This is a genomic window from Butyricicoccus intestinisimiae, from assembly GCF_018918345.1.
In the GTDB taxonomy this organism is placed as follows: Bacteria; Bacillota; Clostridia; order Oscillospirales; family Butyricicoccaceae; genus Butyricicoccus_A; species Butyricicoccus_A intestinisimiae.
The window spans coordinates 189,137-201,181 of record NZ_JAHLQI010000006.1 but is presented as its reverse complement, the minus strand read 5'-3'; the positions used below and the strand labels follow the sequence as shown (position 1 = coordinate 201,181).

Genomic DNA, 12,045 nt, shown 5'->3' with positions numbered 1-12,045 from the left:
CCACTAAGCACAAAAACCGAAGTCTCAGTGCTTCGTTCGACTTGCATGTGTTAGGCACGCCGCCAGCGTTCATCCTGAGCCAGGATCAAACTCTCTAAAAAATTGTATTATTACGAGCAAAGCTCGTTATAATCAAAAATTTCAGCTATATGCTGGCTTGCTGTTATTTTTATACCGGTTTTACAGCGTCCGGTTCTCTTTCTGAGTATAAACTTCAAAAGAATTTCAGGTTTGTAATTCGTTCAAGTTACGTTGTTTAATTTACAAGGTACAATGTTTTGCTCATTTATGTGAGCTTTTTTATTATACATCAGACATTCAAGCTTGTCAAGAACTTTTTTCATTTCTTATCAAAACTTTTCGTTTGATGTTGTCGCTGTTTTGAAGCAGCAACTTTATTAGTTTAACACAAGCATTTCATTTTGTCAAGAAGTTTTTTTCAACCTCTTTTCAAACATTCTTGTGTTTTGCGCTGATTTCTCAGCGGCAACTCAATTAGAATACCATAAACGCGTCATCCTGTCAAGCACTTTTTTCTTCCGATCAGTACTTTTTTCATTCCTCTGACTGGTTTGTGATGCCCTCTCGTTGAGTGCCTGAATAGAATACACCTTTTTCGACACAAAGTCAACACATATTTCCCGTATTTTTCGCGTTTTGTCGATTTGAATAGTGAATTAACGGTATTATCACCGTAATATGTGTAACATTGTGATATATCGGATTTTTACGCGTATTTTTTCAAATTTCTAGTGAAATCCGGTGTCTTTCTGCGTCACATCAATATTCCACGCTTTCAATGGCATCTATTTTCTCTTGCATAGCAAACAACCGTTCTTCATCTCCTTCGTCTGCAAAACAAACACGAATCGTAAGCTGTACACCTCTCCCATTTCTACGCCCACTGACAACACTATATATTTCCACTTCATTATTATGCAGCCATTGCAAAACGTCTTTGGTCGCATGGATATCCGAAAGCACAATGACAATCGTTGTTATCCGCTTTTCGTACTGATACATGCCCATGCGAAACAATTCCTGAATCAATAAAATAAGAATCGTCAGTGTTACACCCACAGTATACATTCCGCATCCAATCGCCATGCCAACCGCCGCAACTGCCCAAATACCGGCAGCCGTCGTCAAGCCATTAATGCTTTCTTTGCGCACAAAGATTGTTCCCGCACCAAGAAAGCTAATACCGGCCAATATACCAGCTGCCACACGCGAGACGTCTACGCGAACATTATCTCCATAGGCAAGCACATCAAAAAAACCATATTTTGAAATCAGCATCATAGCTGTAGATGCCACGCAGACAATCATATGTGTCCGCATGCCGGCACTCTTCCGATGTTCCGCACGAATATGACGCTGCCGCTCAAATCCGACCACACAGCCGCACAAACAGCTGACCAGCAAACGAAATACCCACATCAATTCAGGAAGAAATTGTTTCATACCGCAACCTCCTGTTTTTCTTCTTATTATACGAAATCCACGCGAAAAACACAATAAAACCGACAACATTTTCGTTGCCAGTTTTGTTGTTGAATTACGAACTCCGTCTACAATCCATTTGTATGATCGTGTCTGCGGCCGCATCGTCGACTATAGTTGCTGAGCAGTCGCTTGGCGATTTCCCATATTTTTTTGTGCAGCAAAAAAGCTCCCTTTCGGGAGCAATTTTGTTTTTTACCGCATACTATCGAGCGTGTATTGGCGGTTTTTATTATAACTCTTGCAGTCTTTCGACTTTGTGCTGGCTCTTATCTTCGTCCAATACCATTTCGGCAATGTCCGAGCAATATTCACCGATACACTCCAAATCATGCAGGACATCAGTATATGCCACGGTATTTTCCGGCGAGCAGGAGCCGAGATTCAGTCGTTCCATATGCTTTTTGCTCAGACGGCGTTCCAAATCTTCCACACTTTCCTGCTGATGAACAACGAGACGGGCGGTCTGCGTATCTGCATCGTGCAGTGCCTTCACCGTCAGCTCCAGCATGTTGCGCACATGCTCAAAGCCTTCCTGCAGCTCTTTGATTGCCTGCTCTGTAAACGTATATTCCTTTTCGCTCTTGAGCTTAGCGAAATTCGTAATGCTCATATACTGATCACCGACACGTTCAATATCGCTCACCGCGCGAATCATGCCGGAGACACGTGCAGATTGGTTTTGTGTCAAACTACCAGTCTTGCACAGGCTGGACAAATACCCCGTCACGCGATCCTGCAGGATATCCACGATGTCCTCCAGCTGATCTACCTGTCTCATGGCATCCTTGTCCTCGTGCAGGAATGCCTGCTTTGCCTTTTCTGCCATGTCAGAAACATATTCGGTAATACGGGTCATTTCCATCGTAGCCAGACGAATCGCAGCTTCCGGCTGCTGCAGAACATTGTTGTCCAGATAGTGCGGCTCATACAGCGGCTTCTCCGCCAGATCTTTCTTGCTCTCTGGCAAAATCGTCATGACAATCTTCACCATGAGCGGAATGAGCGGCAGCCACAGCAGCGTATTGGTGATGTTGAAGCAGGTGTGCGCATTGGCGATCTGGCGCGAAATAACCTGAATTTCCGGTCCCTTCGGAGAGATGAACTGGATAAACTTTGCGTACCACGGCACAAACCAGATAAAAATGAATGTACCTGTGATATTAAACACGCAATGTGCCAGCGCCGTGCGCTTTGCCTTGCGTGACTGACCAACCGATGCGAGCAGCGCCGTGATGGTCGTACCGATGTTGTCGCCGAGCAAAATCGGAATCGCACCGGTCAAGCCGAGCATGCTTGTCACGCCGTCTGCCATTGGCTGCGATGCAAAGTTCTGCAGCACGGCAATGGTCGCCGAGCTGGACTGGACAACCAGCGTCATCAGTGTGCCGACCAGCACGCCCAGCGCCGGAATATGTGCTACTTGCTCAATCAGATGGACGAAAACCGCGCTGCCTGCCAGCGGCTTCATAACCGAGCTCATGGTCGAAATGCCGACAAACAGCAAGCCAAACGCGAAAATCGTCTGACCGATGTTTTTCAGCTGTTCCTTCTTCGGGAAGAAGTACAGCACAAAGCCGATAAAGACAATCGGCCAAATAAAATCGTCAATGCTGAACGCGATAATCTGCGCAGTCATCGTCGTACCGATATTGGCGCCGAAGATGACCGAAATCGCCTGCGGCAGCGTCATCAGTCCTGCACTGACAAAGCCGATGACCATAACGGTGGTTGCCGAGCTGCTCTGCAGCACTGCGGTAACGAGCGCACCGGCAAGCATGCCGACGAGCGGATTCTTCGTCAGAACGCTCAATATCTTTTTCATTTTTTCGCCGGCTGCCTTTTGCAGACCCTCGCTCATCAGATTCATGCCGTAAATGAATACCGCAAGACCGCCGAGCAATCCGGCAATGGTCGATACCATTTCTTGATTCATAATGATTCTCCTTTATTGATCCTGCCTTTAGACTACCAGACGTATGTAAAGTTTTTGCCCTTTCGTCTGTAAAGTTTTTGTATGGTTTTGAAAAAGCCGGAACCAAACCGTAACAAGAAAAATCTGTTTTTTCAAGAAAATCTCTCGAACTCTGTCAAATGGCATGTAAATTTTTCGTAAAGCGACAGTCAAACCGTTTTACAATAGCTCCCGCGTCACGATGGACGTCTGCACATGCGCAATCGGGCGCCGCACGGTCTGCCCGTACAGCAAATGCTTTTGCAGCAGCAAGATTGCCTGCCGTACCTGTGCTGTAAAATCCTGCTCCACCACAAAGTCAACGGCGCCGATTTTTAATGCATGTCTCGCCACCGGTGTCAAATCGTTGACAACGACTGTCATGCGGCGGCGCGTCTTTGCCAGCGCGTCCACACAGGCTTTCACATGCTCCGTTCCCATATAGATACCGCGCAAGTTCGGAAACGCATCCACTGCCTGCCGCACGGCATCATATGTCAGTTCATACTGTTCATAGCATTCCTTCAAGTCATAGCTGTCTGACGGAAAGCCCAGCGTTTTCAGATGCTCCAAAAATCCGTCGATGCGCACGCGATGCGACCGAAATTCCATGTTTCCGGTAATCAGCAGGATGCGGTCTTTGGGCGACAAGCTGCGCGCCATCAGACCCGCGGCGATTTTTCCGGATTTCATCAAGTCCTGCCCCACATGACACACGCGCGTGCTGTCCGGCAAGTCCGAGTTGTAGGTCACAACCACAACGCCCGCTTTGCTCAGCCGCTCAATTTCCGCGGCAATCACGATATTATCTGGCGCATTGAGCACCAAGCCGCGCACGCCGCTTTCCAATAGTTCTTCGCAGACACGAATATATTCCCCGTCCGAGCGGCTGTTCATGCGCCGCACATCCAATTGGATTCTCGCCGTGTTCAGCTCTCGTTCCGCCAAATGAATGCCGCGCAGCGTACTATTGGTAAAATATTCATTTTGCCAGTGCGCGACGATGACGCCAATATGGATTTTCTCCGCGCCTTGAAACCGCGTATCTTTTCGATAGCCTGTTTCCTCTATGATGCGCAGCACGCGCGCCCGCACTTCCGCGCTGACATCCGGCTGGTTATTCAAAACGCGGCTAACTGTTCCGCGGGATACGCCCGCCAGCGCCGCAATGCTTCGTACTGTCGGCTTCATACCCTCACCTCCGGCTTCAGTATAGCACACAATTTTGATTTTTGTCACGCGTCACGGAAAAATACCGCATTCCCTCGCCATTTTCTTGTGTAGAATGCACCAAGCTTTTTTCAACTTTGATGCAGGTATACAAACCTGTTTTCCATGTATTGACTTGTTTTACAAAACATTTTATACTGTGTTCAACAAGAAACGAACTGCTTGAGAAACGCAGAAAGTTCATCGTTTCTCACAAAGATATCAGGAGGAAATTGTATATGAAAACCATCAAAGTTGGCATCGCCGGACTCGGCCGCCTCGGCAAGGTACACGCAAACAACATCGCTTTCAAGATTCCCAACGCAACCCTGACCGCTGCCTGCTCCATCGTTCCGGCAGAGCTGGAATACGCAAAGAACGAATTGGACGTCACCGATTTGTACACCGACTACCGCGAAATGCTGGAAAAGGCTGACATTGACGCAGTTGCCATCGTAACCACTTCCTCCGAGCACTGCTGGCAGATCGAAGCCGCTCTGGATGCCGGCAAGCACGTATTCACCGACAAGCCGCTCGGCGTAGATCTGGAGCAGTGCAAGCTGGCAGAAGCTGCTGTAGAGCGTCATCCGGATCAGGTATTCTTCCTCGGCTTTATGCGCCGCTATGATTCTTCCTATGCATACGCAAAGAAGAAGATTCAGGAAGGCGCCATCGGCAAGCCGTACATGGTCAAGGCAATCGGCATTGATCCGGAAGCTCTCGTAGAGGGTTCCATCAAGTTTGCAGCTACTTCCGGCGGCATCTTCATCGACATGGCAATCCATGATATTGATTTGATGCGCTGGTTCCTCGAGGACGAGCCGACCGAAGTATATGCACTGGGCGCAACCTTCAAGCATCCGGAGTTCCAGGCTGTCGGCGATGACGAAACCGCAGTTGCTACCTATAAGTTCAAGAACGGCGGCATCGGCGTCATCCATGTAGGCCGCACCGCACCGCACGGTTACCATGTAGAGACCGAAATCATCGGCACCGAGGGCAGCATCCGCATCAGCCCGGTACCGGAAAAGAACCTCGCTATGCTGTACAACTCCAACGGCGTTGTCACCGAGTGCGTAGAGGGCTTCCCGGAGCGCTTTGCCGCTGCTTATCTGGCAGAGATGCAGGAATTCGTCGACTGCATCTGTGAAAACAGAAAGCCGGGTGTGTCTGTATACGACGGCACCAAGTCCACCGCCATCGGCTTCGGCACCACAGAGGCTTGGAAGTCCGGCAAGGTTGTTGCTCTGTAATTTCCATCTCGTTATATCATCCAAGACCGCGTTTCATATTCCCCTATGAAACGCGGTCTTTTCTTCCGTGTGTATTTCTGATATAATAAAGCTATCATGGAAAAGGAGGCATCACGCATGAGCAATTCGACCCCGATTTGGTCTGACAGAAAACGCATCTTCTGCGGACTTCCTTGGACGTTTACCACATATACGCTGACATCCGACCGTCTTTTTATCGAGACCGGCGTGTTGGGCAAGCATGAAGACGAGGTTCGTCTGTACCGTATTTTAGATATTTCGCTGTCGCGCAGCTTCTCTCAGCGCATATTCGGTCTGGGCACCATTCACTGCTGCTCTGCAGACAAGACCATGGGAGATTTTGACATCATCAACATCAAAAATCCGCGCGAGGTGAAGGAGCGGCTGTCTGAGCTAGTCGAACACGAACGGCAGGCAAAACATGTCACAAACCGTGAGTTCATGACACACGATACTGATTTTGATGACGAGGATATGTAAATTCTATCCAGTTTACGGAGAGTCTTTGACAGGCTCTCCGTTTTTTATACCTATTTTTCACGCTGAATCAATATTTTCTTCCTCTTTTGGGTCAATGTATGCTATACTGTTTGAGTAATTATTTTTCCGATACCGGTAAGGAGGAACCACATGGGCGGCTTTTTCGGAGTAGCATCAAAAGAGGATTGTGTATTTGATCTGTTTTTTGGCACAGATTATCATTCGCATTTGGGAACGCGCCGCGGCGGCATGGTGACGTATGGAGAAAACGGGTTTGACCGTTCCATCCACAACATTGAAAACGCACCGTTCCGTACCAAATTTGACAAGGACATGCAGGAAATGAAGGGCAATCTGGGCATCGGCTGTATTTCAGATTTCGAGCCGCAGCCGCTCATTGTTCGCTCGCACCACGGCACCTATGCCATCACAACCGTCAGCAAGATCAACAACATCGAGGAAATCGTTTCTTCCATCTTCAGCAACGGCAATTCTCATTTTCTTGAGATGAGCGGCGGCGAAGTCAACCCGACCGAACTGGTTGCCGCGCTGATTAACCAGAAGGAAAATTTCATCGAGGGCATTCACTATGCACTGGAGACCATTGACGGCTCTCTGACCATGATGATTTTGACATCCAAGGGCATTTACGCCGCACGCGACAAATACGGCAGAACACCGATCGTGCTCGGCAAAAAGGAAGATGCGTACTGCATTTCGTTTGAGGACTTTGCGTTCCAGAATCTCGGCTACAAGCCGTTCAAAGAGCTTGGACCGGGCGAAATTGATGTCATCACACCGGACGGCGTGAAAACCCTGCTCGCACCGGGCAAGCAGATGAAAATTTGTACGTTCCTGTGGGTATACTACGGCTACCCATCCAGTTCCTATGAAGGCGTGAACGTAGAAGAAATGCGCTACCGCTGCGGTGAAAAAATGGCGATGCGCGACAACGTCAAACCGGATATTGTCGCAGGTGTGCCGGATTCCGGCATTGCTCACGCCGTTGGATATGCCAATGCTTCCGGCATTCCGTTCTCCCGCCCGTTTATCAAATATACCCCGACTTGGCCGCGCTCGTTTATGCCGACCATCCAGAGCAAGCGCAATCTGATTGCCAAGATGAAGCTGCTCGCCGTGCACGATCTCATCAAGGACAAGCGTTTGCTGCTCATTGATGACTCGATTGTTCGCGGCACCCAGCTGCGCGAGACCACTGAATTTTTGTATGAGAGCGGCGCCAAGGAAGTACATATCCGTCCGGCATGTCCGCCGCTGGTTTACGGCTGCAAATATCTGAACTTCTCCCGTTCTTCCTCGGAAATGGATCTGATTACCCGCCGCGTCATCGCGCGTCTGGAAGATTCCGAAACGGTTTCCGACGAGGTACTCCAGCAGTACACGGATCCGGAATCTCCGAAGTATGACGAAATGATTGAAGAAATCCGCAAGGAGCTCAACTTCACAACGCTGCGCTACAACCGTCTGGATGACATGCTGGACGCGGTTGGCATTCCGAAGGAAAATCTTTGCACCTACTGCTGGAACGGCAAAGAATAACAACCATTGATATCACACGCAAAGCAGCGCCCTGCCGGTATGGCAGGGCGCTGCTCCTTTTTATGCAATTACTTTTTTCTGTTCAGTGCCGCCTGCGCCGCTGCCAGACGTGCAATCGGCACGCGGAACGGCGAACAGGAAACATACGTCAGACCGGCATCATGGCAGAATGCAATCGAGGACGGATCGCCGCCATGCTCACCGCAAATGCCCATCTTGATATTCGGACGAGTCTTTTTGCCCTGCTCTGCCGCAATGCGAATGAGCTGACCCACGCCGTTCTGATCGAGGCGGGCAAACGGATCCGACTCGTAAATTTTCGCCTGATAGTACGAATACAGGAACTTGCCCGCATCGTCGCGCGAGAATCCAAACGTCATCTGCGTCAAATCGTTGGTGCCGAACGAGAAGAACTCCGCTTCTTCGGCAATTTCTCCCGCCATCAGCGCAGCGCGCGGAATTTCAATCATCGTGCCAATGTGATAGATGATATTGGAATTGCGCTCCTTCTTCACCGTTTCTGCTTCCTCTACCACAATATCCTTGACGAATTTGAGTTCCTTCTTGTCGCCAACCAGCGGAATCATGATTTCCGGCTCAATCGAGAAGCCCTTTTCGCGAGAAACTTCAATCGCTGCTTCCATGACTGCACGCGTCTGCATTCTCGCAATTTCCGGATACGTGACCGCCAAGCGGCAGCCACGGTGACCCATCATCGGGTTGAACTCATGCAGATCGTCGCATTTCTGCTTGACCTGCTCCACTGTCATGCCCATATCCTTCGCCAGCGCTTCCATATCTGCCGGATCGGTCGGAACGAACTCATGCAGCGGTGGATCCAGATACCGAACCGTCATCGGACGACCCTTCAGAGCCTCATACATTGCCTTAAAGTCGCTCTTCTGGAACGGCAGCAGCTCCTGCAGCGCCTGTTCTCTTTGCTCCAGCGTGTCCGACAAAATCATCTTGCGAATTTTCGGAATACGGTTTGGCTCAAAGAACATGTGCTCGGTGCGGCACAGACCAATGCCTTCCGCACCCAGACGAACCGCATTTGCCGTGTCTGCCGGCGTATCCGCATTGGTGCGGATGCGCAGACGGCGGAAACCATCCGCCCAGTTCATGATGCGTCCAAAATTGCCGCTCACCGTTGCTTCCTTGGTCTGAATCATGCCCTTATAGATAAATCCGGTGCTGCCATCCAGAGAGATTTCATCTCCTTCATGGAAGGTATATCCGCCCAGAGAGAATACCTTGGCATCCTCATCGATGCTGATTTCTCCGCAGCCGGATACACAGCACGTACCCATGCCACGGGCAACAACGGCTGCATGAGATGTCATGCCGCCGCGCACGGTCAAGATGCCCTCCGCCGCGTGCATGCCTTCAATATCCTCCGGCGACGTCTCCAAACGCACCAGAATGACCTTTTCTCCTTCCTGCTCGTGCGCATTCTTGGCGTCCTCGGCGGTAAAATAGACCTTTCCGGCAGCAGCGCCAGGCGATGCCGGCAGTGCCTGTCCAATTTTTTCGCCCTTTTTGAGCTGCTCCGCATCGAAGGTCGGGTGCAGCAGCTGATCCAAGCTCTTTGCTTCAATGCGAAGCACGGCTTCCTCCGGCGTAATCCGTCCCTCATCTACAAGGTCGCAGGCAATCTGAATGGCAGCCTGCGCGGTGCGCTTGCCGTTTCTCGTCTGCAGGAAAAACAGCTTGCCCTCCTGGATGGTAAATTCCATGTCCTGCATGTCGCGGTAATGGTCTTCCAGACGGTTGGCGATGTCCATAAACTGCTCGTAGCACTTTGGCAAATCTTCTGCGAGCTTAGTAATCGGCTGCGGCGTGCGGATGCCTGCGACAACATCTTCACCCTGCGCGTTGATCAAATACTCACCAAAAATACCCTTTTCACCGGTGGACGGGTTGCGGGTAAACGCGACGCCGGTGCCGGACGTGTTGCCCATGTTGCCGAATACCATGGACTGAACGTTGACAGCGGTGCCCCAATCGCCCGGAATGTCATTCATGCGGCGGTATACAATCGCACGCGGATTGTCCCACGAGCGGAATACCGCCTTGACAGCTTCCATGAGCTGTACCTTTGGATCCTGCGGGAACTCTGCGCCCATTTTTTCCGCATAAATTGCTTTATACCGTGCGATGACTTCTTTGAGATCGTCCGCAGTCAAATCGGTATCATATTTTGCGCCCTTCGCGTCTTTGATCTCCGTCAGGATGCCCTCAAAGAACGATTTGCTCATCTCCATGACGACATCCGAGAACATCTGGATAAACCGGCGATAAGAATCGTAGGCAAACCGCGGATTGCCGGTTTTCTTGGCGAAGCCCTCTACCGAGACATCGTTCAAGCCCAGATTCAAAATAGTATCCATCATGCCCGGCATAGATGCCCGCGCGCCGGAACGCACGGATACCAGCAGCGGATCCGATTCATCGCCGAACTTCTTGCCGCGCTGCTCCTCCAATACAGCGAGCGCCGCAAAAATTTGCTCTTGAATCTCCTGAGAAATTTGCTTTCCCTGCGTATAATAATCGGTACATGCTTCGGTTGTGACCGTAAATCCATTCGGAATCGGCAGCCCCAAATTGGTCATCTCGGCAAGATTCGCGCCCTTGCCGCCGAGCAGCGGACGCATATCGGCATTACCCTCATGAAACTCGTACACCCATTTTTTCATACTATTTTCCTCCCAGTTTTTGTTCCTCTGCCACGCCGTCTCTCTTCAGCGGGGCAGATGCCCACCAATATTTGTCATCTTTCATAAATCAAGTGCAGGTTTTTGCTGTGTTTGTTAACAGTATACACAAAGAAGCTTGCTTTGTCAAATTTTTCACTTAACATATTTTCACATTTTTTTAGCAGCATCTCATATGTGCCGTATTGGCAAAAAATCCGCCCGCAGGAATAGTATCCCACGGACGGAACATGTTATAATGTTTGTATCAAATTTTTCTATCGGAGATGATTGTATGACCGTACTTGTCAGCGCCTGTCTGCTCGGTGAGAACTGCAAATATAACGGCGGAAATAACTGTTCCCCCGCCATTCTCGACTTCTTGAAGGATAAGCAGGTAATCCCTATTTGTCCGGAAATCTTAGCGGGAATGCCTGCGCCGCGCCCGCCGGTCGAAGTAAACGGCAGCCGTGTCCTGCGCAAAAACGGCGAAGATGTCACAGATGCCTATTGTTCTGGTGTCTGCAAAGCGATGCAGATTGCAGCGCAGCAGCCCATCGATCTCGTCATCTTGAAATCGCGCAGTCCTACCTGCGGTGTTGGGCAGCGATACGACGGCACATTTACCGGAACACTGGTCAACCAATCCGGCTTATTTGCCGAGGCACTCCAGCGAGCCGGTTATTCCGTGAAAAGCTCGGATGATTTTTAAAATCCGAAGGTTTCAAATTCCTTCTGCGTGAAGCGATGGTAAATCAGCTGTCCCATCTCATCATGGATGCAGTAGCGATAGGCGTCCGGCTTTCCATCCGCAAAATAAATCAAATAGTCAAACTCGTCTGTGTCCTTGCTCGGTGTCTCAACGACAACCTGATCGGAATACTTGCGGAATACCGCGGTAATTTCCTCTATCGTATGTCCCGGCTTGCTCATGCAGGCGATGAATTCTTCCAAAAATCCGCTGGTCTCGACGTTTTCGTGTACATATTCGACGCCCTTTTCCGGAACCGTAATGCAAAACAGCTCATCTTTTACAGAAACCGTCAGCGTACCAAGTAAGTCTTCCACAGTCTTTGCAAATTGTGCCAACTGGTTCTCTAGTTCTGCAACCGAAAGCTGCGCATCGAGTAAATGGTTCACTGCTTCTGCCGGAAAATATAAATGAATCGGTGTTTTCGTATAGCCCAGCTTAATCTGGGATTCCTTCACCATGCCAATGAGATTTTGAGTCAGTGCTTCGTAATTCAAGATACGTCCTCCTCTGTGAGAATTCCATTGTATTTGCTTCTATTGTACTCTGTACCCCAAAAAATGTAAAGGACAGCCGGATTTTTTTCGTGCATCTTCCTGCAAAGCATGGTATAATTGATTG

9 protein-coding genes and 1 rRNA gene are annotated in these 12,045 nt (G+C 49.7%); 4 read left to right on the top strand and 6 right to left on the bottom strand.

Features of this window, described 5'->3' with window-relative positions; all coding sequences use genetic code 11:
- The 4 genes from KQI75_RS11545 to KQI75_RS11530 all read right to left on the bottom strand — a co-directional run.
- Positions 1-101: ribosomal RNA gene (locus KQI75_RS11545) — 16S ribosomal RNA — on the bottom strand; the annotation flags it as partial.
- Between the two features lie 679 nt (positions 102-780).
- Positions 781-1,464, bottom strand: a complete 684-nt coding sequence (locus tag KQI75_RS11540) for an MgtC/SapB family protein (protein ID WP_216470949.1) — start codon at positions 1,462-1,464, stop codon at positions 781-783.
- A 271-nt stretch (positions 1,465-1,735) separates the two neighbouring features.
- Positions 1,736-3,439 (bottom strand): Na/Pi cotransporter family protein, encoded by a 1,704-nt coding sequence (locus KQI75_RS11535; protein WP_216470948.1) that lies wholly within the window; start codon positions 3,437-3,439, stop codon positions 1,736-1,738.
- Positions 3,440-3,637: 198 nt separating this feature from the next.
- Positions 3,638-4,648, bottom strand: a complete 1,011-nt coding sequence (locus KQI75_RS11530; RefSeq protein ID WP_216470947.1) for a LacI family DNA-binding transcriptional regulator — start codon at positions 4,646-4,648, stop codon at positions 3,638-3,640.
- 257 nt (positions 4,649-4,905) lie between these two features.
- On the opposite strand from KQI75_RS11530, the gene KQI75_RS11525 reads away from it, so the two are divergent.
- The 3 genes from KQI75_RS11525 (at position 4,906) to KQI75_RS11515 (ending at position 7,980) form a co-directional block, all read left to right on the top strand.
- Positions 4,906-5,919: a Gfo/Idh/MocA family protein gene (locus KQI75_RS11525; protein WP_216470946.1), complete on the top strand. Its 1,014-nt coding sequence runs from the start codon at positions 4,906-4,908 to the stop codon at positions 5,917-5,919.
- A gap of 117 nt (positions 5,920-6,036) precedes the next feature.
- Positions 6,037-6,420 (top strand): PH domain-containing protein, encoded by a 384-nt coding sequence (locus tag KQI75_RS11520; RefSeq protein WP_216470945.1) that lies wholly within the window; start codon positions 6,037-6,039, stop codon positions 6,418-6,420.
- Between the two features lie 150 nt (positions 6,421-6,570).
- Positions 6,571-7,980, top strand: a complete 1,410-nt coding sequence (locus KQI75_RS11515; RefSeq protein ID WP_216470944.1) for an amidophosphoribosyltransferase — start codon at positions 6,571-6,573, stop codon at positions 7,978-7,980.
- A 68-nt stretch (positions 7,981-8,048) separates the two neighbouring features.
- Here KQI75_RS11515 and ppdK read toward each other — a convergent pair whose 3' ends face one another.
- Complete coding sequence (ppdK, locus tag KQI75_RS11510; protein ID WP_216470943.1) at positions 8,049-10,676, bottom strand: pyruvate, phosphate dikinase; 2,628 nt, start codon at positions 10,674-10,676, stop codon at positions 8,049-8,051.
- Between the two features lie 292 nt (positions 10,677-10,968).
- Between ppdK and KQI75_RS11505 the strand changes: the two genes are divergently transcribed.
- Positions 10,969-11,385, top strand: a complete 417-nt coding sequence (locus tag KQI75_RS11505; protein ID WP_216470942.1) for a DUF523 domain-containing protein — start codon at positions 10,969-10,971, stop codon at positions 11,383-11,385.
- On the opposite strand, the gene KQI75_RS11500 is transcribed toward KQI75_RS11505, so the two are convergent.
- Positions 11,382-11,921: a DUF3877 family protein gene (locus tag KQI75_RS11500; protein ID WP_216470941.1), complete on the bottom strand. Its 540-nt coding sequence runs from the start codon at positions 11,919-11,921 to the stop codon at positions 11,382-11,384. The genes KQI75_RS11505 and KQI75_RS11500 overlap by 4 nt on opposite strands.
- Between the last annotated feature and the right edge of the window lie 124 nt (positions 11,922-12,045).